Below are 24,258 nucleotides of genomic sequence, written 5' to 3' on the forward strand. Positions count from 1 at the left end.
GGTGAATTTATTATGGGGCATTGCAGCCTCCCATTCTCTTCCACCATTTAATCATACATCGAAAACTTTGGATTGTTAATTACCTCTTAAGACCTGATTTCTTAGGGTGGAAAAATAATTAAAAAAACGTTTACAAAAAGTTGTTGACGAATATTGTCGAGGATGATATTCTATGTTTACAGTTAATTTGTTAGTTCATTAAACAAATTAATTGTACATTCTCGAGATGATATGGTTATAAATATTTTGGTAAAGAGTTTCAAAAAAAGGCGACAAAGCAATTCATTATTATGTAAGGGTTTTAATTAAATATTTTAGAATGATTTATGGGAGGGTTAACAATGGCTCAAGCATTACAAAAGAAAGTAGATTCCTCACAATCAGGTGGAAAAGCAGTTCGTCCATTTGGGATGAGAGATAAACTAGGTTATTTATTTGGTGATTTTGGAAACGATTTCTTCTTTATTCTAGTAGCGGCGTTCCTTATGGTTTATTACACCGATGTATATGGTCTTAATCCAGCTGCTGTCGGTGGTCTATTCCTAATCGCCCGTTTATGGGACGCAGTTGCTGACATTACTTGGGGCCGCTTCATCGATACAAGGAAACCAGGAAAGAATGGGAAGTTCAGACCATGGATTTTTAGAATGTCATTTCCACTTGTCATTACTGGTGTCTTAATGTTTGTTCATATTCCAGGAATGTCTGATGGATTTTACCTTGCGTATGCATATGTAACCTATATTATTTGGGGAACATTATATTCTACTGTGAATATTCCTTATGGCTCTATGGCTTCTGTCATCACAGGTGATCCTGTTGAACGTACGGCATTATCAAGCTGGAGAACATTAGGAGGAAACTTAGCTGGATTGATCATTAACGTGGTTGGACCAATGATTTTGTTTGTTGACAATAAAGCAGATGCAAATCGATTCCTTTTAGGCGCTATCATTTTCGGTGTTCTTGCAATCGCTTGTTATATGGCATGCTATAAATTATCTGTTGAACGTATTGTAATGGATGAAACAAATAAACCAAAAGCGAACTTTATGAAAACAGTAAAAGGTCTTGGTAAAAACAGACCACTCATTGTGTTCCTTACTCTTTCTTTACTGTTCTTGGTTTGCTTTATGTTAATTGGTACTGTAAACGTATACTTATTTAAAGATTTCTTTGGAAACGCTAAAGCATTAAGTATGGTTGGTCTTCTTCAATCAGTGGCAGTATTTGTTGGTATGCCAATGGTAAAACCATTAGTTTCAAAATTTGGTAAAAAAGAAGTGGCTTCAGCTGGTCTCTTACTTGCAGCACTTGTATATGGGGTTTTATATTTCTTACCTAACTTAACAGCAACACAATTTATCGCAGTTTTAACAGTTGGTATGTTTGGTTATGGAATTTTCAACCTAGTTATTTGGGCTTTCGTTACAGACATCATTGATTACCATGAGTTTTTAACAGGACTTCGTGAAGATGGAACTGTTTACTCTATCTACTCAATGGCTCGTAAAATTGGACAAGCCGTTGCTGGTGGTGTTGGTGGTGCAGCGATTGCAGCGGTTGGTTACCATGCGGGTGCCGAATCTCAATCAGCTGAAACTCTGCAAGGAATTCATACACTTGCTACATTAGTACCAGCGGTGATATTGTTGGTTATATTCTTAATGATTGTATTCTTGTATCCATTAAACAAAAAACGTACGGAACAACTTGCAATAGATTTAGCAGCTAGAAGAAAAGCATAATAAAACTATTTTTTATCAAAAAGGTAGCAAACACTGTTTGCTGCCTTTTTCTATCTAAAAAATCCCTTTTTTGCTTATAGGGGATCAAAGGTTAAATGCTAAAACCGGAAGATGCTTAAGACTTACATGTCACTTTTGACAATTTTCAAAAATAGTAAACATTCCCATGCTAACCGCTTACAAAAATTATTGACGAATAATTAATAAAGGTATATTCTAAGTACACAGCAGAATTTGTTAGTTTATTAAACTAATTAATTGCAATCACCAACCATTCTCTAGATGACAATATTTGTTTTTGTGTATTTTAGAAAAGAGTTACACAAAATAAGCAACATAGCAATTCGAAATTATGTAAGGGTTTTAATTCATTATTATTATTTTAGAATGATTTTATGGGAGGGTTAACAATGGCTCAAGCATTACAAAAGAAAGTAGATTCCTCACAATCAGGTGGGAAAGCAGTTCGTCCTTTTGGGATAAAAGATAAACTAGGTTATTTATTTGGTGATTTTGGAAACGATTTCTTCTTTGTTCTAGTTGCATCGTTCCTTATGGTTTATTACACGGATGTATATGGTCTTAATCCAGCTGCTGTTGGTGGTCTATTTCTAATCGCACGTTTATGGGACGCATTTGCTGACATTACATGGGGCCGTTTCATCGATACAAGGAAAGCAGGAAAGAATGGAAAGTTCAGACCTTGGATCTTTAGAATGTCATTCCCGCTTGTCATTACTGGTATATTAATGTTTGTTCATATTCCAGGTATGTCTCATGGATTTTACCTTGCGTATGCATATGTAACCTATATTATTTGGGGAACATTATATTCTACTGTTAATATTCCTTATGGCTCTATGGCTTCTGTCATCACAGGTGATCCTGTTGAACGTACGGCATTATCTAGCTGGAGAACATTAGGGGGGAACTTAGCCGGGTTAATCATTAATGTGGTAGGACCAATGATTTTGTTTGTTGACAATAAAGCAGATGCAAATCGATTCCTTTTAGGCGCTATTATTTTCGGTATTCTTGCAATCGCTTGTTATATGGCATGCTATAAATTATCTGTTGAACGTATTGTAATGGATGAAACAAATAAACCAAAAGCAAACTTTGGTCAAACTGTAAAAGGTCTTGGTAAAAACAAGCCACTTATTATTTTCCTTGTTCTTTCTTTATTATTCATGATTTGCTTCATGTTAATTGGTACTGTAAACGTGTATTTATTTAAAGATTTCTTCGTAAATGCTAAAGCATTAAGTATGGTTGGTCTTCTTCAATCAGTAGCAGTATTTGTTGGTATGCCGCTGGTAAAACCGTTAGTTTCAAAGTTTGGTAAAAAAGAAGTGGCTTCAGGCGGTATCTTACTTGCAGCAATTGTATATACAGTTTTATATTTCCTTCCAAACTTAACAGCAACGCAATTTATCGCAGTTTTAACAGTTGGTATGTTTGGTTATGGAATTTTCAACCTTGTCATTTGGGCTTTCGTAACAGACATTATTGATTACCATGAGTATTTAACTGGACTTCGTGAAGACGGAACCGTTTACTCTATTTACTCAATGGCTCGTAAAGTCGGTCAAGCAGTAGCCGGTGGTGTTGGTGGTGCAGCGATTGCAGCAGTAGGTTACACTGCAGGTGTCGAAGCACAATCAGCCGAAACTCTGCAAGGAATTCATTCACTTGCAACTTTAGTGCCTGCCATTACACTTGGTATTGTGTTCCTGTTGCTTGTATTCCTATATCCATTAAACAAAAAACGTACGGAGCAGCTTGCGCTTGATTTAGCTGCAAGAAGAAAATAAATTTTATTTGAAGCTAGAGGAAGTAAACACTGTTTGCTTCCTTTTTTATATTCTATTTTTACAAAGGGGATTAAGGTTACTTGGACGAAGACCGGAAGTTGCTGACGATCTTTCTAATGTTCCTAAATGAACTTTAAATTTCAAAATCAGGAACTGTAAACACAAGAAAACGCAAACAAAATTATTGACGAATAATAAAAATGGGTATATCCTAAATTATGCAATTAATTTGTTAGTTTACTAAACAAATTAATAGATTCAGTAAACGTTTACGTGATCTAAGACTTTTGTTAAGAGTATTTAAGTAAGGGGTTACACAAAATAGTGTTAATGACATTTTAGGTTATTTATTGGGAGGGAAAGAAAATGGTTCAAGCATTGCAAAAGAAAGAAGAAACCCCACAATCAGGTGGGAAAACAGTACGTCCATTTGGTTTCAAGGATAAATTAGGGTACTTGTTTGGTGACTTTGGAAACGATTTCTTCTTTACTCTAGCCGCCGCTTTCTTGATGGTTTTCTATACGGATATTTTTCATATTAATCCTGCTCATGTCGGACTATTATTTACAGTCGCTCGTCTTTGGGATGCATTTGCTGATGTAACATGGGGACGTTTTATAGATACTAGAAAAACAACTGCACAAGGCAAATTTAGACCCTGGATTTTAAGAATGTCATTTCCAGTAGTAATTATGGGTATATTGATGTTTGTAAAGATACCCGGTATGTCTCAAGGGTTCTACCTTGCTTATGCATATGTCACATATATTTTGTGGGGTACATTATATTCCACTGTTAATATTCCTTATGGCTCGATGGCTTCAGTGATCACAGCTGATCCAGTAGAACGTACTTCACTATCTAGCTGGAGAACTTTGGGCGGGCAATTAGCAGGTTTAATTATTAACGTAGTTGGACCGATTATTTTATTTGTGAATAATAAACCGGATGCGACTCGCTTCATTATTGCAGCATTAATTTTCGGTGGTCTTGCGATTGCTTGTTACTTGGCTTGTTATAAATTATCTGTTGAACGTGTTGTCTTAGATGAAACCAATAAACAAAAGGTCAATTTTGGCCAAACCATGAAGGGGCTTACGAAAAACAAACCGTTAATGGTGTTCCTTGTAGCTGCATTGGCGTTCATGGTTGTCTTTATGTTAATTGGTACGGTAAACGTATACTTATTTAAGGACTATTTCGCTAATGCTAAAGCATTGAGTATGGTTGGGCTTCTTCAAGCAGTTGCGGTATTTATCGCCATGCCATTTATTCAACCATTGGTTAAGAAATTTGGTAAAAAAGAAGTGGCTTCCGGTGGATTATTAGTCGCGGCGCTTGTATACGGAGTTCTATATTTCCTTCCGAATTTAACAGCAACGCAATTTATCGGTGTATTAACAGTTGCGATGTTTGGTTATGGTGTTTTTAACCTTGTAGTTTGGGCGTTTGTTACAGACGTGATCGATTATCACGAGTATTTAACAGGTCTCAGGGAAGATGGTACTGTTTATTCAATCTATTCAATGGCACGTAAGATTGGTCAAGCCGTTGCCGGAGGTGTCGGGGGTGCAGCGATTGCGGCAGTTGGTTACCATGCTGGTGCCGAATCACAATCAGCTGAAACGCTGCAAGGAATTCATACACTTGCAACTTTAGTACCTGCACTTACACTAGGCGCTGTTTTCCTAATAATCGTCTTCCTATACCCACTAAACAAGAAGCGTACGGAACAACTTGCAATTGATTTAGCTAAAAATAGAAAAGCTTAATATTATTAGAAGGAAAGGTTGTTAAGCTGGGGCTTAACAACCTTTCTTCTTTACGAAAAACCCCTTTCAATTATAATTGAAAGGGGTTTCGGCGGAAGCGGTTTCAGTTTTCTTGATTCTCAAGTGGTAAATTTAACATTGGAACACCTAAGAAATGCTTGATAGCAAGAGCGCAGGCACCAAGTTCACATGATTTTTTTCCAATAGAAGAGATCAATAATTCCCGATAATGACTAATAGATGAATGAAGATTTTCCTTTATTTTTTCAAGTGCATTCGGATACATCCGCAGGAGCTCACTATCTAATACAAGCACATCTGGGTTGTACATATTAATCATATTATTTAACCCTATGGATAAGTAAAAAATAAATTCTTCCATTAAGGCATGAACTTCTTCATCACCTTCATCCAGCCATTCTTGGATGTGTTGATAGGTTAAATTCTTTATTTGTCTTTTTTTAGATAGATATTCAAAAATACTGGACTCTGAGGAGTATTTCTCCCAGCAGCCTCTGTTTCCACAATTGCATGGTTTACCTTTTGGAACAACAATCATATGCCCAATCTCACCGGAAAAGCCATCATGACCGCGGAAAAAGTCATTATTCATCATCATTCCGAGTCCGATTCCTGAGTAGAGAGTGGCGGACAATAAATTATCTGTTTCGTGATGAACAAATACCCGTTCAGCAAATGCACTCAAATTCGCATTGTTTTCGAGGTATACGTTGATTCCAACTTGTCTTTCAAGGTCTGTTTTTAGTGGGATATTATTCCATTTTAGTCGTGGAATATAGTGAATCACTTCATCTTTTCCGACTAGACCATGAATGGCAATCACAATCCCGATAATCCCATAACGACTTTCAGCAAATTCTGCTTTATATTCTTCAATTTGGTTAATTAGGATTTTTACTATTTCAGAATAGTCGTCCGTATCGATTTCCGTTCTAGTAGAGCGGACCGGAGTACCCTTAAGGTCAGAAACAGTAAAAGATATATGATCGTAATCAAGATCTATGCCAATCGCAAACCCGATATCACAATTCAAGGAAAGCATGATTGGCTTCCTGCCAACTGTAAAGTGATCAAGTTGTTTTTCTATAATAAGACCTTCATCAATTAAATCAGCTACCTGTGCCGAGATGGTCGCTCGGGTAAGGGCTGTAACCTTCGATATATCGGCTCTAGATATTAAACCCTCTTTAACAATTTCTTTAAGAATAATCGAGCGATTGATTTTTTTTATATATGCCGCATCACCGGTAATCATTTATTTCCCCCATTTCTAAGTAAACGCTTTCCTATATCAATATTATAACAGGTAATTCTCTTAGGGTCTTGTTACTTTTTAATTAATTCATAAATTGTCAATTGACTTAACAAAATAAACATGATAAGTTAAAAATATCATTAATTTGTTTACTAAACAAATTAAGAAAAGATAAAATTAATTTTTATGATTTGTAAGGGTTTTCAGTGAAATACTAAAATAGAAGGAGGATTTAAAATGAAAAACTTTTTAGACAAAGACTTCTTGCTAGATACAGAAACTGCCGTTAGGTTATATGAAAATGCAGTAGAGGGATTACCGATTTTTGATTTCCACTGCCACCTTGACCCTCAAGAAGTATGGGAAAATAAGTCTTACGAAAATATTACTCAATTATGGCTGGGCGGCGACCATTACAAATGGCGTACTATGCGTATGAATGGTATTGGTGAGAGATACATAACCGGTGATGCTAGTGATTGGGAAAAGTTCTCAGCGTGGGCTGAAACTGTACCAAATTTAATTGGAAATCCACTTTATCATTGGACGCACATGGAATTAAAAATGTATTTCGGGATTGAAAAAAGGCTGAGCCCAGCTACAGCACGAGAAATCTACGATGAATGTAATGAAAAGCTTAAAACAAGTGATTTCACTGCAAGAGCATTTATTAATCGTTCAAACGTGAAGTTTATTGGAACAACGGATGATCCAATTTCTACATTGGAATATCATAAATTATTGAAAAATGATGAATCCTTTACTCCAATCATTGCACCTACCTTCCGTCCAGATGGAGCTCTTTTTATTGAGCGACCTACCTTTGCAAGCTGGATTGAAAAATTAGGGCAGGTTTCTGGGATTAAAGCTGACACGTTAGAAGGCTTCTTGAACGCGCTGCAGCAACGGGTTGATTACTTCCATGAAAATGGCGGCCGAGCATCCGATCATGATATTCAAAAATTAGAAGTATATGTAGAAACACCGCAAGAAGAAGCGGAAAGAATCTTCAATAAGGGATTGAACGGAGACCAGCTTTCCGACAATGAAATCAATGCATACCGCTGCTTCTTATTAACGAAGCTTGGAAAAATGTATGCCGGAAAACAATGGGTTATGCAGCTTCATATGGGTGCAATTAGAAACAACAATACAAGAATGAAAGAGCTAATTGGTCCAGACACCGGCTTCGATTCTGTCGGTGAATCTAATTTTGCTCAAGGTTTGTCCCGATTCCTTGATGCGTTAGAACAGCAGAATGCATTACCAAGAACAGTATTGTTTAACCTAAATTCTAAGGATAATCCTGTACTTGCTGGTATGATGGGTAACTTCTATGAAGAAGGCGTTCCGGGTAAGATTCAATTCGGTTCCGGCTGGTGGTTTAATGACCATATCGATGGAATGGAAAGACAAATGAAGGATCTTGCGAATGTAGGACTCTTGAGCCACTTTATTGGAATGTTAACAGATTCCCGCAGCTTCTTATCTTATGCACGCCATGAATACTTCCGTCGTATCCTTTGCAATATTTTAGGTGACTGGGTAGAAAGAGGATTAGCGCCAGATGATTGGGAATACCTCGAACAAATGGTTAGAAATATTGGTTACAATAACGCAGAAAAATATTTCTTGGAGCGTTAATTAGGCAGAGGGAGGGCCCTTTTATAGGGCTCACCTGCTTTCTTACATAGGATTTAAATGTTTTTATTTTGAGCAAGCTAATGTTGAGAGCTATATCTTATGCTCTACACTAGAAGTAGAAAAAATTATCGAATTATTTGATGTTCTCACATTTAATCGGTATTATGGATGGCGTGAGTTACTGAATTTTGACTAAAAGAAAGAGGGATTATCAAATGTCTAAACAACAAATCGGTGTAGTAGGTTTGGCCGTAATGGGTAAAAACCTTGCGTTAAATATTGAAAGCAGAGGGTATTCTGTCGCTGTTTTTAACCGTTCTTATGAAAAAACAGAAGAGTTTTTAAAGAATGAGGCAGAAGGAAAAAACTTTGTTGGTGCTAAAACGGTAGAAGAATTCGTTAATTCATTAGAAAAGCCCCGCAAAATTTTATTAATGGTTAAAGCCGGTACTGCAACAGACGCTACGATTGATTCTTTAAAACCATTTCTTGAAGAAGGTGATATCCTGATCGACGGCGGAAATACTTTCTTCCAAGATACAATCAGACGTAATAAAGAATTAGAAACTGCAGGATTCCATTTCATTGGAACAGGCGTTTCAGGCGGAGAGGAAGGCGCATTAAAAGGACCTTCTATCATGCCAGGCGGCAAAGAAGAAGCATATAATCTTGTTAAACCGATCTTAGAAGCCATTTCTGCAAAAGTAGAGGGCGACCCTTGCTGTACGTATATTGGTCCAAACGGCGCAGGTCATTATGTGAAAATGGTCCATAACGGAATTGAATATGGTGATATGCAATTAATTTGTGAAGCTTATTTTATTCTAAAGAATGTTCTTGGATTAGAAGCGAAAGAGCTTCATGAGGTTTTTGCTGAATGGAATAAAGGCGAACTAGACAGCTATTTAATTGAAATTACGGCAGATATCTTTACAAAAGTTGATGAAGAAACAGGTAAACCAATGGTTGACCTAATCCTCGATACTGCTGGTCAAAAGGGAACAGGAAAATGGACAAGCCAAAATGCTTTAGACTTAGGTGTTCCACTTCCAATTATCACAGAATCAGTATTTGCCCGCTTTATTTCTGCTTTGAAGGATGAGCGTGTTAAGGCAAGTAAGGTTCTTAATGGACCTGAAGTTAAGGCTTTTGATGGCAACAAAGAAGAACTAATTGAAGCTGTTCGTAAAGCTTTATATATGAGCAAACTTGTTTCTTATGCTCAAGGATTTGCGCAAATGCGTGCTGCGTCTGAAGAATACGATTGGAATCTTCGTTACGGCGATATCGCGATGATTTTCCGCGGCGGTTGTATCATTCGTGCACAATTCTTACAAAAAATTAAAGACGCATATGATCGCGATCCTGAATTAAGAAACTTATTATTAGATCCTTACTTCAAAGAAATCGTTGAAAATTATCAACAGCCATTGCGTCAAGTTCTTGCAGTAGCAATTGAACGTGGAATTCCAGTTCCATCATTTGCAAGCGCAATTGCTTACTATGACAGCTACCGTACAGAAACGTTACCTGCAAATCTTTTACAAGCACAACGTGACTACTTCGGTGCACATACGTATCAACGTGTTGATAAAGAGGGAGTATTCCATACAAACTGGATGGAGTAAGATTCCTTGTTTTCCTAAAAAGAGACAAAACTGCCAGGGAATTGGTCAGTTTTGTCTCTTTTTTTGCTGATATAACAATTATAAAAGCAATACCAGTCAAAAACTTCAAAAATGAAAGCAGTTTCAGTGAATGCTTTTTTTATCATGCAGGGGTAAAATATAAGTAAGCTTAATAACGCTTAAGGAAGGCGTGAGGGCTGTGGAAAATTTATTCAACCTGCCTTATAAAAGAAAAGTATTAGATGAATGGATTTATGCAAGTTATCGAATGCAGGGAGTGCATTCCTATGTTTTCCAGTTTCACTCACATCACGAGTATGAGATTTATTTCTTCGGCGGTGGTGATTGCAAGTATTTAATTAACAATCGGATCTATGAATTAGTGCCCGGTGATATTATTCTTTTAGATGGCATGACCCTGCATAAAGCCAACCCTAGGAGCGAGAGTACCTATACAAGAAGTGCGCTTCATTTTTCACCAACATGGCTGTCTGATTTGATATCCACACTCGGATTACCCAATTTGCTAGATCCGTTTAAGAAACTGAATAATCCGCTTCTACGTACACGCTATGATGAAAATGGCCAATATGTGGACAGGCAGATGAAAAAGATTTCGGGTCTTTTATCGGAAATCGATGAAGAGCTTCAGCGTACGGGTAAAAAGAATGAACTATTAGAAGCTGAGGTGAAGCTTGAACTGATTCAGCTGCTCTTATGTATTTATAAAATGAGCCAGCAGGACTTAGCGCAGGTTACTAATAAGAAAACAGAAAAAGAATTACATGCAGAGGCAATTGCATCCTGGATAAGAGACCACTTTAAGGAGAAAATTAGTTTAGATCGTATTTCGTCTGAACTTAATTTAAGCAAATATTATGTTTCGCATGTCTTTAAGGAAGTTACGGGTTTTACTGTAATGGAATATGTAATGGGCTGCAGATTAAACCAAGTTAAGTACCTATTAGAAATGGAACCAGACCTTAGTATAGCTGAAGTATCGTCTTCTTCGGGTTTTGAAAGTCTCGCCCATTTCAGCCGGTACTTTAAGGAAAAAGTAGGGTTAACCCCTTCCAAGTATCGAAAAAATAAACTCACAACCGGCAGCCCCTTAATATAGGAGGAATTCGTTTACATGAATCAAGATTTAATGATTTCAGGATTTTCAGATGAAATTTCATCTGATTTTGATACCCAGCTTGAGGTGGTATCAAACTTAGGTATGAAATATATTTCGTTACGCGGCATTGATGGGAAGAATATTGGTGATTTTACTGTCGGTGAAATTAAAGAAAATGTTCAGCCAAGACTGCAAAAAGCAGGAATTGGTGTTTCCTCCATTGGTTCGCCAATCGGAAAGGTATTCATCAATGACGAAGAAGGCTTTGCGAAGCAAAAACTAATGTTGGACACGCTTTGCCAAATTAGCAACTTGCTCGATTGTAAATATATGCGAATTTTCAGCTTCTATATTCCTAAGGGTGAGGATGCAGATCAATATCGCAGTCAAGTTGTCAGTAAGTTAAAGGAATTTGCTGCGATTGCAGAAAAATACAATGTAATTTTGCTTCATGAAAATGAAAAGGATATCTTTGGTGATATCGCCAGACGCTGTCATGAGATTTTGACAGAGGTTGGCTCTCCGTATTTTAAAGGAATTTTCGACTTTGCGAATTTCGTTCAGTGCGGTGAGGATACACAGGAGTGTTACGATCTCTTAAAAGATGAGATTGTTTATATACACATAAAGGATGCTGTAACATCAGACAGTCAAAACGTTGTCTGTGGAACGGGTGAGGGTAAAATACCTGAACTACTAGCTCAGTTTATTAAGAGCGGCTACAAAGGCTTTTTAACTCTTGAGCCACACCTTGTGCTTTTTGACTCTTTAAAGGATTTAGAGCTTGAGGATGCAACAGAGATTATTAAGGACGACAAAGGGCTGGATGGTGCCGGCGGCTACAAGCTTCAATATGAAGCATTATTAGAAATTCTTAACAAAATTGAAAGCGAGGGAATTTAATTATGGCAGATGTAAGATTAGGGATTATTGGATTAGGTGCAGAAGGTGGTATGTACGCTAATTTGATTACTGAAGGCAAAGTTAAAAATATGGTGATTGGTGCGATCTGTGATAATGATCCTGCTAAAAAACAAGTAGCAGAAGAGAAGTATCCTGGTGTTCCTTTCTATGATAATTATATTGATATGCTTGAAAGCGGTGATGTTGATGCAGTCGTTACAACTGTTCCGCATTATCTACATCCTGAAATGGGAATCGAAGCATTAAAACGTAACCTTCATGCATTAGTGGAAAAACCAGCTGGCGTTTATACAAAACAAGTGAAAGAGTTAAATGACTTTGCAGCAACAAAACCTGAACTTAAATTTGCAATCTTCTTTAACCAGCGTACAAATCCACTTTATAAAAAACTAAAAGAACTTATTGATAATGGTGAGATTGGCAGCATTCGCAGTACCAACTGGATTATTACGACTTGGTGGAGACCTCAAGGGTACTACAATCAAAGTGAATGGAGAGCAACTTGGGGCGGAGAAGGCGGCGGTGTTCTTGTAAACCAAGCGCCTCACCAAATTGACTTGCTTCAATGGATTTGCGGCATGCCGAAAAAAGTATATGCAAAAGTAAACTATGGCTATCAAAGAGATATCGTTGTTGAAGACGATGTAACTGCAGTATTTGATTATGGAAATGGTGCTACTGGAGTATTTGTAACAAAGACACATGATGTAATGGGGACAGACCGTTTAGAAATCCATGGTGATAAAGGAAAAATCGTTGTAGACGATAGTAAGAAAGTTACCATCAAACGCCTGAAACAATCTGAGAAGGAAATGAGCGATTCCATGGATATGTCAGATGTTATGAAGCTGTTTATGGGCGGCGGTGCTGGTGATATATTCACTGAAGAAGTAATTGAATTTGAAAGCGTTTGGGGCAAACAGCACGCTGATGTATTAGAGGACTTTGCTTCAGCGATTGTCAATGGTACACCACTATTAGCTCCAGGCAGCGACGGTATTAATGGTGTTAGACTTGCAAATGCTATGCACCTATCAAGCTGGTTAGGCAAGGAAATCGAAGTACCATTTGATGAAGATTTATTCCTAGAAGAATTAAATAAACGAATTGCAGAAGAAGGCAAATATCCGGTTAGAAAGTAATCATACACATGAAACGAACTCGGAGCGCTAATGCGCTTCCGAGTTTGTTTCAAAAAAGGGGAGAAGCAAATGCTGAAGGTGGCAGTTATAGGGTTGGGAACCATTTCACACATCCATATTCCAGCAATAAAAGCAAACCCAAATGCTAAGTTGGTGGCTGTCTGTGATAATAATGAATCATTATCAAATTCAGTACCAGGAGCAAATTTTTACAGTGACTATGAAGTAATGCTAGAAAACGAGGACTTAGATTGTGTTCATATCTGTCTGCCTCATTATCTGCACTACCCTGTTACCAAGGCTTGTGTGGAAAAAGGTGTTCATGTTTTTCTAGAGAAACCATTGGGCCTGAACAGTGATGAAGGGCTGGCTCTGGTGAAACTAGAGGAAGAGTCTAAGGACGTTAAGATTGGTGTCTGCTTGCAAAATCGCAATAATGAATCATTTGAAAAACTTCAAGAAATCATCAGCACTAATGAATATGGCCCTATTAAAGGGGTTAAGGGTCTCGTTGCATGGTTTAGACCAAAACAATACTATGACGTCCAGCCGTGGCGCGGGCAGTGGAAATATGCCGGCGGTGGAGTGATGATCAATCAAGCACTGCATACGTTAGACCTCATGCAGTTGGTTGGCGGTGAAATTGAGTCAATCAGAGGCTCAGTAGATCAATTATTGGATTATAACATTGAAGTGGAAGATACAGCTTCTGCCCGTATCCAGTTTAAAAATGGTGCTAAGGGATTATTCTTCGCTACCAATGCAAATGCAGATAATTCTAGTGTTGAACTTGAGGTTCTTTTTGAAAAAGAAAGGTTCATTATTAAAGATAGCATTCTGACAAGAGTGAATGAAGCAGGGGAAAAGGAAGAGTTGATGGAGGACGCAAAGCTGCCAGGTTCAAAACATTATTATGGGGCAAGTCATGCAAAAACCATTAATCAATTCTATTCCGCTATTACCGAAAACACTGAAGACTATATCCATGCAAAAGATGCGCTAGCGTCCATTGCGATCATTGATGCAATTCACTTGTCATCAGAGAAAAAACAATCAATACAAATGGAGGTATTTCAATGAAAAAGGGAAAAATCGGCGTTCAAATGATGATGCTTAAAGGCAAAGTCGAAGAACTAGGTGCCTATGAGACAATGAAAAAGGTTAGTGAGCTTGGTTATCACGCTGTTGAAGTATCTCAAATCCCAATGACGGCTGAGAACGTAGCGGAGATAAAAAGGGCGAGTGCAGATTTTGATATTAAAATTGCGGCAATGTCTGCTGCTGTAGAGCCAATGCTTCCTGGAATGCCTGGTGAGACATTGACAAGTGATTTTGACAAAATCGTAAACGATTGCAAAACACTTGATTGTAATTATTTGCGAATTGGCATGATGCCGTTAATGGCTATGGGGAATAAAGATAAAATTATGGAATTTATTGCTAAAGCTGAAGAGATGGCTCACAGATTAGCAGAACATGGAATTGAATTGTATTACCATACACATCACTTAGAATTCCAAAAATTTGATGGTGAATACTTATTGGATATTATTAAAAACAACACGACAAAGCTTGGGTTTGAATTAGATGTTCACTGGATTCAAAGAGCAGGCGTCAATCCTGTAGAGTTTGTTAAAGGATATACCGGCCGTATTTCACTCTTACACTTAAAGGATTATCGAATTGGACAAATGGATTTAACCGATGTTGACTTCCAGAAGGATATGGCTAAATTCTTTGACAGATTCACGAATACAATTCAATTTGCTGAACTTGGTGAAGGAAACCTTGATCTCAAAGCAATCATGGAAGCGGGACTTGATAGTGGTGCACAGTATTTCTTGGTAGAACAAGACGATACCTACGGACGTGACCCATTCGAATGCCTGGAAGTTTCAGCTAACCACTTAAGAAAACTAGGGTTTGCTGACTGGTTTTAATTAATTGAAATAGAAAAGGCAGTGGGTGTCCACTGCCTTTTGCGTTGTTGAAAGATAGTAAAAGAAATTCAAAGGGATTTTTTTGATATAAATATGCCCTTCCGCATTATATTTTTCTGAATTGGTTTTAATTTGTATTATCAATTGAAAACAATATGAGTTAAAAAATTTGAATTATAAAGCAGGACTAGAGAATGATTAATGTATCTTGGTGCAATATAATGACAATATGCAAACTGATAAAGAAATAGCTGCCAGCTGTAAGATATTGTCAGTTGAATATTGCGAACCAGAACCACTTCTTAGTAGAGTAGGATGATATGTATGGACGCGATCCATTTGATTGTCTTAAGACTCTCTGCTAATCACTTAAGAGAGCTAGGGTAATCTGTTTGTTTTTAATATGGTAAAAGAATAAAGTTTCGATTCTTTTTGCATGGGGAAATTTGGTTCGTATATCGCCTTTTTAGGTATTTTTATACGAAAAAAGCTATTCTATCAACATAATTTTCAAAAAATTAAAAACTTATTGACTCAATATTGCAGAGATGTTACTATATGTTTAATAATTAGTTTATTAAACTAATTAAAAAATAGAATAATAGTTTACATGCAATTAAATATTTATTTAACTGTTTATGAAAAGGGTTTCAAAAAAGGGAGAGGTTAAGTAAAAGTTATTGTTTAATTGGTGATGTTGATTGGAATCAGGGGATTAGCGGGTTATAAATTTTTGTAATATTTCGAGTAATCTGCCAAGGAGTTACATGAAGTGGTGTCAATAGAAAATTACTATTCTAAGAAAATAATTTATTGAAATGTGACAATCTATTGACAGTGATAAATAGTAGATGTTATCCTTTATTCATAATTAGTTTATTAAACTAATTATGAAATAGAATAATATTTTCTATTAAAGAAAATAGATTAAAAGGTTGGAAATTTTTTTTAGAATTTAAATGAAAGGGTTTCCAATTGAAAGAACAGGTAAGTAGAAGTATTGGTTGTGAATTAAGTTTTTGGATTAAGTTTTTGGATTAAATAGGGGTAAGTGGGGAAAGTTTTTCTAAAATTCAACAAAATGAAAACGTTTAACTTCAAGGGGGCGAAATCATGTCAAATGTAAAAGTGGAAAAAGGGAATCAATACAACACAGCGAAATTATGGCAAATTGGTTTGTTTACACTAAATAATACTTCAACAAACCTCCATTTGTTTGTATTAGGTTTTGTTACTTATTATGCAACTGGAATAGCTGGCCTCGCCGTAATGGTGGTAAGTTCGTTATTAATGGCGGCGCGGTTATTTGATGGAATTATCGATCCGGCGATTGGCTATATCATTGATAAAACAGAGGGGAAATTTGGTAAGTTTACGCCGCTAATTGTTATAGGCAATATCATTTCCGCAGGTACAATACTCATTATCTATAATGTGACACATCATTTACCAGCGTCTGCACAATTTCTTTTCTTTACAGCCATGTTAATTGTAAACAAAATTGGTTATTCATTACAAACAAGTGTTACAAAGGCAGCACAAACAGTTTTGACTAATGATCCAAAGCAGCGTCCACTATATGCAATTTTTGATGGAGTCTATAATGCAGCACTTTTCACTGGCGGACAAATTTGGGTTTCTTCTACATTGATGGCAAAACACGGTGGCTTTAATCTCGGGTTGTTTACAGAATTAAATACCTATGGACTTATTCTATCAGCAGTATTTGCGGTACTAGCAATCGTAGGTATTTGGTCAAAAGATAAGAAAGAATACTATGGATTAGCAGAAGAAGGAACACAAACTACACTTCGTGAATATTGGGGTGTTATTAAAGGAAACAGACCATTACAATTACTTTCTTTATCGGCGTCTTTTGATAAACTAGCAACTAGTATAGCTCGCTATTCTGTAGTCGGAGTTATGTTGTTTGGTATTTTGCTAGGGGATTATGCATTAAGCGGTAAAATCGGACTCATTACATTGGTACCAACATTGTTGATTACTTTCTTAGTAGTTGGAATTGCAAGGAAGACAGGTTTAAAGAAATCTTATGTTACATCAGCCTGGATTGGAATGCTATCTTACTTGGCATTGATTGCCCTATTCTTACTCATTGATCCTGCAGCCATTTCACTCTCTAATATTGGAATGACTACGATACTATTCTTAGTGTTATATTCCTTAGCTGTTGGCTTCTCAGGAATTCCAACAACGCTTGTTGTACCAATGATTGCTGATGTTTCAGACTATGAAACACATAAATCAGGCCGTTATGTACCTGGAATGATGGGCACGATTTTCTCATTCATTGATCAGCTTGTTTCATCATTAGCTCCAACCATCGTTGGTGTTATGGTAGGTATCATTGGTTACAAGGAAAAATTCCCTGAGGTTGGGGAAGCTTTAACATCACCATTGTTTGCGATGACGTTATTAGTAGCATTCGGTTTACCAGCACTATGTTTGGTCGTATCAATAACAGCAATGAAATTCTATAAACTAGATAGAAAACAAATGGAAAACATTCAATCTGGTATTGCAGAAATGAAAGCAAAAGGAAATAAGGATCAATCTGCTGCCGTTTAAAAAAGAAGAAATTTGGAACCCTGGCGAATGCTGGGGTTTTTTTATGAAAAAAACCAATTCACTTTTTACTTGTGTGAATTGGTTTCTTTTTGTTTATGGTTTTCTTGTGGAAGGTAGTTAACCCATTCAATTGTCTCGATAATCGTTTGCCATAATTTTTTCATGTTCATTTCCTCCTAGTGATTTGATACCTTTATTATGGAGGATTAGGAGAATTTTAACAATGTTGCTGAAAACGTAAACAATGACCGTGAAAACGAGAACAATGTTGGTGAAAGCGTAGATCACCCCTTATTATCTCACTCATTCGCCTTTTTTCTCTGATTTTCTCTCGTTTTCAAATTCCAGCCCAAAAAAAGGAAAGAAATAGTCCTTATCAGGAGCTATTTCTAGTTGCTTATCCGTATTCAAATTGAAATATTCATTGAGTCAAACTTAACTCAGAAACATCTAAAAACCTCTTGATGGCCAATGCACAAGCGCCGCGGCTGCATGCCTTTTTGCCGAAATCAGAAATTAGCAGCTTCCGATAATGACCAACAGTAGAGGTCAGATGCGTATTTATTTCTATTAAAGCGTCCGGATACATTTGCAATAATTCACTATTAATTACTAGAATCTCTGGGTTATAAAGGTTAATAATATTATTAAGACCTACTGACAAGAACTTTATATATTCTGCCATTAGTGTGGTGGTGATGGGGTCTTTCGTTTTGAGCCAATGGTGGATCTCCTCATAAGTGATCTCTTCCTTATTTTGTCTCTCAGCTAATTGTTTGATAAAACTTGACTCAGAGGCATATTGTTCCCAACAGCCTAAATTTCCGCACCTGCAAGGACGCCCGTCGGGAACGACAATCATATGACCAATCTCACCCGCAAAGCCGTCAAACCCTTTTAGTAATTTACCATTTACCATGATTCCTAGACCGATTCCTGAATATAAACTAACCGATAATAAGTTCTTGCTTTGATAATGTTTATAGACAATCTCGGCAAAAGAGCAGAGGTTTGCATTATTTTCTAAGTAAACATTGACACCGGTTTCATTCATAAGCTCAGATTTTAGAACTTTGTTATGCCATTGATGATGAGGGACAAAATAGATCATTTCATCATTATCCACAATTCCATGAATTCCAATGACCACACCGATTAGTCCATAACGTTCTTTAGAACATTTCTGTTTATAGTTCTTAATCTCTTTGATTAACATCTCACGGATCACATCATAATTAGTGGTGTTCATTTTCAATGATTTCGACTCAAGCGGAGTTCCATTTAAATTGCATAATGTGAAAGAAACATTGTTTTTATCAAGGTCTATCCCTAAAGAGTATCCGGCTTGTTCGTTAATCGAAAGCATGATGGGCCGTCTGCCTAAATTCTTATGCTCTTGCTGGGTTTCAATAATTAATTCTTCCTCTAATAAGTCAGCTACTTGGACTGAAATGGTAGCTTTATTTAGGCCAGTTATTTTTGCTAAGTCTGCTCTTGAGATCATCCCGTGTTCAATGATTTTTGAAATGATGTGTGAACGATTTATCTTTTTTATAAATGCCGCGTCTCCAGTGACCATATAAAGCACCTCCTTGTGAAAATTTCAATATAATAAGATTAAAAAATATTGGTTTTTAATGGCTGCATATTAATTGACGTAAACTAACCATAATGATATTATACAGGTAATTAGTTTGTTTGGTAAACAAATTAAAATATTTTCATAAAATTTTAGTACATAGTAGATTTTGAAAGGGATTACAGGGAAACAATAATCCTGGATTTAGTGTTATTACCATACATGGAATTTAATTCCCTGTGGAACACTTAGTAGTATAAAAAAAAGTGAGGTAATGTTATGGGAATTCTTCAGGACTTATTAAAAGATATTCCAGTGCCAAAGATGGCAAAAGTGAAAGTGAAGTTTGATGATCAGAAAATCGATCAATTAGAACCAGTCCTAACAGAAAAGTTACAGCAAGAACATATACGGACCCAAATCAAACCTGGAATGGAAATTGCTGTTGCTGTTGGGAGCCGCGGGCTTGACAGACTTGTAGAATTAACGGCAGTAACGGTTAAATTCTTAAAAGACTTAGGAGCGAAACCGTTTATTGTGCCAAGTATGGGAAGCCATGGCGGAGCGACAGCGGAAGGGCAGCGGGAAGTATTAGCGCATCTTGGCGTAACAGAAGAAAGTGCCGGCTGTGAGATTCGCTCTTCAATGGAAGTAGTGAAAATCGGGGAGCTGCCAAATGGTTTGCCAGTCTATGTCGATAAATATGCTTCAGAGGCAGACGGGATCGTGGTAATCAATCGTGTGAAGCCGCATACTGCATTCCGCGGCCCAGTTGAAAGTGGAATTATGAAAATGATTAGTATTGGTTTAGGTAAGCAAAGAGGTGCTGAAGCTTGTCATCAATTAGGCTTTAAGTATATGGCGGAAAATGTACCTGCGATGGCAAAAATGATTATGGAGAAAAAGCCATTTTTGTTCGGGGTGGCAACCGTTGAAAACGCCTTTGATAAAGTCACAGTCGTTGATGTTCTATCACCTGAAGAAATTATTGAAAGAGAAGCTGATTTACAAGCAAAGGCAAAAGAATTATTGCCAAAGCTCTTTTTTGAACAACTAGAAGTTCTTGTTATTGACCAAATTGGCAAGAATATCTCTGGCGACGGTATGGATCCGAATATTACCGGTAGATATCCAACTCCTTATGCCCATGGGGGACCAGATGTAAATAAAATGGTTGTTCTTGGCTTAACACCGCAAACAGAGGGAAATGCCAATGGTGTTGGAACAGCTGATTTTACAACGCAGCGTTTAGTTGACAGGATGGACCTAGAAGTAACTTACGCAAACGGCTTAACTTCAACAGTAGTAGCACCGACTAAAATTGCGACTACACTGCCGAATGATCGTGAAGCCATTCAGGCTGCAGTAAAAACAAGCAATATTTTAGACTTTGCAAAAGTGAAAATGGTTCGTATTAAAAATACATTAGAGCTTAGTGAGATTGAAGTATCAGAAGCTTTACTCGACTATGTGAAACAGCATCCAAATATGGAAGTAGTCTCAGAACTTTATGATTTACCTTTTGATGAAAACGGAAATTTATTTTAATAACTAGGGAGAGTTGAACAAACATGACAAATTTATTCGATTTAACAGGTAAAACAGCGGTAGCAGTTGGAGGAAATGGTGTATTAGGTTCTGCAATGGCGAAAGGTTTAGCTGCGCACGGGGCTAAAGTAGCAATCGTCGGACGTAACTTAGAAACTGCTGAAAAGGTAGCTAAGGAGATCATTGAAAATGGCGGCGAAGCGAAAGCATTCTCAGCAGACGTTAGCTCAAAGGATTCTCTAGTACAAGTTGCAAACGATATTGAACAATGGTCTGGCGGCTGGGATATCCTCTTGAATGCTCCAGGGACAAACAGCCCAACTCCGTTTTTTGATTTAGACATGGATGAGTATGATAAAATCATGGATATTAACTTAAAAGGAATTGTAATGACTTGCCAAATCTTTGCGAAACGCATGATTGAACAAGAAAGAAAAGGAAGTATTATTAATATTTCTTCTGTTTCTTCTACAACTCCATTATCAAGAGTATTTACGTATTCTGTTTCAAAAGCTGGGCTTAATAGTGTAACTCAATTCTTAGCACGTGAATTTGCTACTAGCGGCATCCGTGTCAATGCGATTATTCCAGGATTCTTCCCGGCTGAACAAAATCGTAAAATTTTAGACAAAGAAAGAATTGAATCCATCATGGGCCATACGCCTATGCAACGCTTTGGAGAAGCGGAAGAACTTCAAGGTGCTACCGTTTTCCTTGCATCAGATAAAGCATCCAGCTTTGTTACAGGTTCATTACTCCGTGTTGACGGCGGATTTGGAGCTATGACAATTTAATTCTTGGACATAAGCTTATTGTCCAATTAATATGTTAAAATAGGGGATTATTTAGAAAGTACGTGGGGAGATGAGACCTTGCTAACAGAGAAATATAATAAATTACAGTCTATTCTCCGTGACATGGAATCAGTCGTTGTAGCATTCTCAGGTGGTGTGGATAGTACATTTTTGCTAAAGGCAGCTGTGGAAACATTAGGTGCGGAACGTGTATTGGCCGTTACAGCGGATTCAGAAACGTATCCTTCTAGTGAGCTGGAAGAGGCTAGGGTTTTAGCGAATAAAATAGGCGTTAAGCATCAAGTGATTGAAACATCTGAATTAGCGATTCCTGGCTATGCAGAGAATAATAAAAATCGGTGTTACTTTTGTAAAAGCAGCTTATTTGATCATTTGATTCCGGTTATGGAAGAAAAGGGATTTCAAAATGTGATTTATGGAGTTATTGCCGATGATATGAATGAACATCGACCAGGAATGCAAGCGGCTAAGGAGAAGGGAATCCGAGGTCCGCTGCTAGAGGCTAATTTGTTTAAACAGGAAATTCGAGAGCTTTCTCAGAAGTTCGACCTGCCAACATGGGATAAACCTTCATTCGCCTGTCTTTCTTCCAGAATTGCATACGGTGAGTATATAACAAAGGAAAAGCTGACGAAGGTTGAGAGAGCCGAAGGCTTTTTAAAAAGTCTTCGAATTCGCCAAGTACGAGTTCGAACACATGATGAAATAGCACGAATTGAGGTAGAACCGAATGATATGAAAACGGTTCTTGAAAATCATGATTTGATCGTCAAGGAACTTCAAGAGTATGGATATAAATACATCACTTTGGATTTACTTGGTTATCAAAGCGGCAGTATGAACAAAGTTTTATCGTAAAATTAAAGAAGAAGGCTTTGGAAATTTCCAAAGCCTTTTCTACTAAGGCTCTTTTCTTAAACCTTATTGCTTTTTGGAACAAAATAATATTTGCGCTGTATTTTCGCAGAAAATAGCAAAAGTTTATTAAGAAAAGAGCTTGCAAATTTAATTCAAAGGCGCAAAAATAACTATTGCCACGTTAAAAGATTTTAACAACAATCGTTACGAAAACAGCCTCTACTAATAAAAATGACAACATGATAGTGGAAAAGGAAGATGTATATGTCAAGAGAGTTTGTAATGGGACTAGATTTTGGTACCACTAGCGTGAAAGCATGCATATTTGACATCAATGGTAAATTAATATCAGAATACGAGAAAATGAACAGCTTTCATTATCCAGAGCAAGGATGGTCTGAACAAGATCCGGTTGAAATCGAACGATCTGCTGTATTGGCCATCAAAGGGGCCATCCAAAAAGCTGCCATTGATAAGGATAAGCTGATTACAATAGGATTTTCGGCTGCCATGCACTCACTCATTTGTGTGAATGAAGAAGGCAGTCCAATTTCACCTGCACTTATTTGGGCAGATGGAAGAAGTTATCCTCAGGCAGAAGCTGTGAAAAAGACAATTGGAAGCAGCATTTATGCAAAAACAGGAACACCAATTCATCCTATGACACCATTTAATAAATTATTATGGATGAAAGAAACAAACTATCAACCCTATAAAGATGCTGCCTATTTCATGTCCATTAAAGAGTATGTCATCCAGTCCTGGTTTGGCGAAAGAGTCATTGATTACTCTATGGCGTCTGCTACTGGATTATTCAATCCAGCTGCCCTTGATTGGGAGCCTGAGACGTTAGAAATGACTGGAGTTTCCAAGGAACAGCTTTCGGAAATTGTTTCTCCAACGAAGGTACTGACAGGCCTAAAGAGAGAAATTGCTGAGGAAATGGGAATTAATCAAGAAATGCCATTTGTTATGGGGGCAGCGGACGGTCAGTTGGCAAACCTAGGAATTGGCGCTATTTTACCAGGAGAAGTTGCTGTTTCTGTTGGGACAAGCGGAGCGATTAGACAATTCAACAAAGGCGTAAAAATTGATGAAAATCAAGAAACTTTCTGTTACTCCTTTACAGCAGATACGTCTATTGTAGGCGGACCGACAAACAATGGTGGAATCGTCTTGCAATGGTTAAAAGATCTCCTTCACGATCAACGAAGTTTTTCTGATTTCCTTGCCGACGCAGACAAGGTTGCTCCTGGTGCAGACGGAATGCTTTTCCTTCCTTATCTAAATGGAGAAAGAGCACCAATCTGGAACCAGCAGGCAAAAGGCAATTTTTACGGAGTTTCGATTACGCATAAAAAAGAACATTTTATCCGTGCAGTACTTGAAGGTATCACGTTTAATCTCTATCAAATCGGTAAAGCGCTGGAAAGAATAGCGGGCGCGCCGGAAAAAATCTATGTGAACGGCGGATTGGCAAGGTCTCCGCTTTGGCTGCAAATGATGGCCGACGTCTTTAATGCGGAAATTTATGTTCCTGAAAGCCATCATAGTGCTGCATGGGGAGCGGCGTGGACCGCTTTAGTTGGTATTGGCAAGGTAGATTCTTTTGAAGAAATCAAAAAGAATATCCCAATGGGAGAAGCCGTATTACCAAATAAAGAAAACAGCAAAGTCTATAAAGAAATTTACGAAAACTACGAAAAGCTTGCTAAGGATATGGTGAAGTTTTTCTAAAAAGGGCCTCTGAAGGACAAAACTCATTGGGAAACCGAGTGATTTGTCCTTCATCCAGGCTATGAAGGACGAAACTCATTGAGAAACCGGTGGATTTGTCCTTCATCCAAGCTATGAAGGACA

At 37.4% G+C, this 24,258-nt stretch carries 17 protein-coding genes; 15 read left to right on the top strand and 2 right to left on the bottom strand.

Translation table 11 applies throughout. The features are described 5' to 3' along the window. Positions 1 to 341 precede the first annotated feature (341 nt). From AC2TFD_RS04825 to AC2TFD_RS04835, 3 genes are all read left to right on the top strand, one after another. Positions 342 to 1,748 (top strand): MFS transporter, encoded by a 1,407-nt coding sequence (locus AC2TFD_RS04825; protein WP_484675113.1) that lies wholly within the window; start codon positions 342 to 344, stop codon positions 1,746 to 1,748. Positions 1,749 to 2,158: 410 nt separating this feature from the next. Continuing rightward, complete coding sequence (locus AC2TFD_RS04830; RefSeq protein WP_484675114.1) at positions 2,159 to 3,562, top strand: MFS transporter; 1,404 nt, start codon at positions 2,159 to 2,161, stop codon at positions 3,560 to 3,562. 366 nt (positions 3,563 to 3,928) lie between these two features. Beyond that, positions 3,929 to 5,335 (top strand): MFS transporter, encoded by a 1,407-nt coding sequence (locus AC2TFD_RS04835; protein WP_484675115.1) that lies wholly within the window; start codon positions 3,929 to 3,931, stop codon positions 5,333 to 5,335. Positions 5,336 to 5,438: 103 nt separating this feature from the next. Here AC2TFD_RS04835 and AC2TFD_RS04840 read toward each other — a convergent pair whose 3' ends face one another. After that, positions 5,439 to 6,611, bottom strand: coding sequence for an ROK family transcriptional regulator (locus AC2TFD_RS04840; RefSeq protein WP_484675116.1), 1,173 nt, complete (start codon positions 6,609 to 6,611; stop codon positions 5,439 to 5,441). Between the two features lie 237 nt (positions 6,612 to 6,848). Between AC2TFD_RS04840 and uxaC the strand changes: the two genes are divergently transcribed. From uxaC to AC2TFD_RS04880, 8 genes are all read left to right on the top strand, one after another. After that, positions 6,849 to 8,255 carry a glucuronate isomerase gene (gene uxaC, locus AC2TFD_RS04845; RefSeq protein ID WP_484675117.1) on the top strand — a complete coding sequence of 469 codons (1,407 nt, stop codon included), beginning with the start codon at positions 6,849 to 6,851 and terminating at the stop codon, positions 8,253 to 8,255. Between the two features lie 215 nt (positions 8,256 to 8,470). Next, entirely contained in the window at positions 8,471 to 9,883 is a 1,413-nt protein-coding gene (gene gndA / locus AC2TFD_RS04850) for an NADP-dependent phosphogluconate dehydrogenase (protein WP_335569028.1), read from the top strand. 199 nt (positions 9,884 to 10,082) lie between these two features. After that, on the top strand, positions 10,083 to 11,003 hold the full coding sequence (locus AC2TFD_RS04855) for an AraC family transcriptional regulator (RefSeq protein WP_335519087.1): 921 nt from the start codon (positions 10,083 to 10,085) through the stop codon (positions 11,001 to 11,003). 15 nt (positions 11,004 to 11,018) lie between these two features. Continuing rightward, complete coding sequence (locus AC2TFD_RS04860) at positions 11,019 to 11,906, top strand: sugar phosphate isomerase/epimerase family protein (RefSeq protein WP_484675118.1); 888 nt, start codon at positions 11,019 to 11,021, stop codon at positions 11,904 to 11,906. Between the two features lie 2 nt (positions 11,907 to 11,908). After that, positions 11,909 to 13,069, top strand: a complete 1,161-nt coding sequence (locus AC2TFD_RS04865) for a Gfo/Idh/MocA family protein (protein WP_484675119.1) — start codon at positions 11,909 to 11,911, stop codon at positions 13,067 to 13,069. Positions 13,070 to 13,138: 69 nt separating this feature from the next. Then, positions 13,139 to 14,149 carry a Gfo/Idh/MocA family protein gene (locus AC2TFD_RS04870; RefSeq protein ID WP_484675120.1) on the top strand — a complete coding sequence of 337 codons (1,011 nt, stop codon included), beginning with the start codon at positions 13,139 to 13,141 and terminating at the stop codon, positions 14,147 to 14,149. Continuing rightward, positions 14,146 to 15,009, top strand: coding sequence for a sugar phosphate isomerase/epimerase family protein (locus AC2TFD_RS04875; protein ID WP_484675121.1), 864 nt, complete (start codon positions 14,146 to 14,148; stop codon positions 15,007 to 15,009). The genes AC2TFD_RS04870 and AC2TFD_RS04875 overlap by 4 nt, the downstream gene beginning before the upstream one ends. Positions 15,010 to 16,122: 1,113 nt before the next feature. Next, positions 16,123 to 17,598 carry an MFS transporter gene (locus tag AC2TFD_RS04880; protein WP_484675122.1) on the top strand — a complete coding sequence of 492 codons (1,476 nt, stop codon included), beginning with the start codon at positions 16,123 to 16,125 and terminating at the stop codon, positions 17,596 to 17,598. 421 nt (positions 17,599 to 18,019) lie between these two features. Here the strand turns inward: AC2TFD_RS04880 and AC2TFD_RS04885 are convergent, their stop codons facing one another. Continuing rightward, positions 18,020 to 19,177 (bottom strand): ROK family transcriptional regulator, encoded by a 1,158-nt coding sequence (locus tag AC2TFD_RS04885; protein WP_335517602.1) that lies wholly within the window; start codon positions 19,175 to 19,177, stop codon positions 18,020 to 18,022. A gap of 279 nt (positions 19,178 to 19,456) precedes the next feature. Here AC2TFD_RS04885 and AC2TFD_RS04890 point away from each other — a divergent pair, with 279 nt between their 5' ends. The 4 genes from AC2TFD_RS04890 (at position 19,457) to AC2TFD_RS04905 (ending at position 24,135) form a co-directional block, all read left to right on the top strand. Beyond that, positions 19,457 to 20,725 carry a nickel pincer cofactor-dependent isomerase, group 22 gene (locus AC2TFD_RS04890; protein WP_335517604.1) on the top strand — a complete coding sequence of 423 codons (1,269 nt, stop codon included), beginning with the start codon at positions 19,457 to 19,459 and terminating at the stop codon, positions 20,723 to 20,725. Positions 20,726 to 20,748: 23 nt separating this feature from the next. Further along, complete coding sequence (locus AC2TFD_RS04895) at positions 20,749 to 21,519, top strand: SDR family oxidoreductase (RefSeq protein WP_335517607.1); 771 nt, start codon at positions 20,749 to 20,751, stop codon at positions 21,517 to 21,519. A 78-nt stretch (positions 21,520 to 21,597) separates the two neighbouring features. Next, positions 21,598 to 22,398, top strand: a complete 801-nt coding sequence (gene larE, locus AC2TFD_RS04900; RefSeq protein WP_484675123.1) for an ATP-dependent sacrificial sulfur transferase LarE — start codon at positions 21,598 to 21,600, stop codon at positions 22,396 to 22,398. A 264-nt stretch (positions 22,399 to 22,662) separates the two neighbouring features. Further along, a complete protein-coding gene (locus AC2TFD_RS04905; protein ID WP_484675124.1) occupies positions 22,663 to 24,135 on the top strand; it encodes a gluconokinase in 1,473 nt (490 codons plus the stop codon). Positions 24,136 to 24,258: the final 123 nt, after the last annotated feature.

It is taken from the genome of Neobacillus sp. plas4 (assembly GCF_057221695.1).

Excerpts from the sequence above, each read along its gene's own strand:
- AC2TFD_RS04825 (WP_484675113.1), top strand. The coding sequence starts at position 342 with ATGGCTCAAGCATTACAAAAGAAAGTAGATTCCTCACAATCAGGTGGA.
- AC2TFD_RS04830 (WP_484675114.1), top strand. The coding sequence starts at position 2,159 with ATGGCTCAAGCATTACAAAAGAAAGTAGATTCCTCACAATCAGGTGGG.
- AC2TFD_RS04835 (WP_484675115.1), top strand. The coding sequence starts at position 3,929 with ATGGTTCAAGCATTGCAAAAGAAAGAAGAAACCCCACAATCAGGTGGG.
- AC2TFD_RS04840 (WP_484675116.1), bottom strand. The coding sequence starts at position 6,611 with ATGATTACCGGTGATGCGGCATATATAAAAAAAATCAATCGCTCGATT.
- uxaC (WP_484675117.1), top strand. The coding sequence starts at position 6,849 with ATGAAAAACTTTTTAGACAAAGACTTCTTGCTAGATACAGAAACTGCC.
- gndA (WP_335569028.1), top strand. The coding sequence starts at position 8,471 with ATGTCTAAACAACAAATCGGTGTAGTAGGTTTGGCCGTAATGGGTAAA.
- AC2TFD_RS04860 (WP_484675118.1), top strand. The coding sequence starts at position 11,019 with ATGAATCAAGATTTAATGATTTCAGGATTTTCAGATGAAATTTCATCT.
- AC2TFD_RS04865 (WP_484675119.1), top strand. The coding sequence starts at position 11,909 with ATGGCAGATGTAAGATTAGGGATTATTGGATTAGGTGCAGAAGGTGGT.
- AC2TFD_RS04870 (WP_484675120.1), top strand. The coding sequence starts at position 13,139 with ATGCTGAAGGTGGCAGTTATAGGGTTGGGAACCATTTCACACATCCAT.
- AC2TFD_RS04875 (WP_484675121.1), top strand. The coding sequence starts at position 14,146 with ATGAAAAAGGGAAAAATCGGCGTTCAAATGATGATGCTTAAAGGCAAA.
- AC2TFD_RS04880 (WP_484675122.1), top strand. The coding sequence starts at position 16,123 with ATGTCAAATGTAAAAGTGGAAAAAGGGAATCAATACAACACAGCGAAA.
- AC2TFD_RS04885 (WP_335517602.1), bottom strand. The coding sequence starts at position 19,177 with ATGGTCACTGGAGACGCGGCATTTATAAAAAAGATAAATCGTTCACAC.
- AC2TFD_RS04890 (WP_335517604.1), top strand. The coding sequence starts at position 19,457 with ATGGGAATTCTTCAGGACTTATTAAAAGATATTCCAGTGCCAAAGATG.
- AC2TFD_RS04895 (WP_335517607.1), top strand. The coding sequence starts at position 20,749 with ATGACAAATTTATTCGATTTAACAGGTAAAACAGCGGTAGCAGTTGGA.
- AC2TFD_RS04905 (WP_484675124.1), top strand. The coding sequence starts at position 22,663 with ATGTCAAGAGAGTTTGTAATGGGACTAGATTTTGGTACCACTAGCGTG.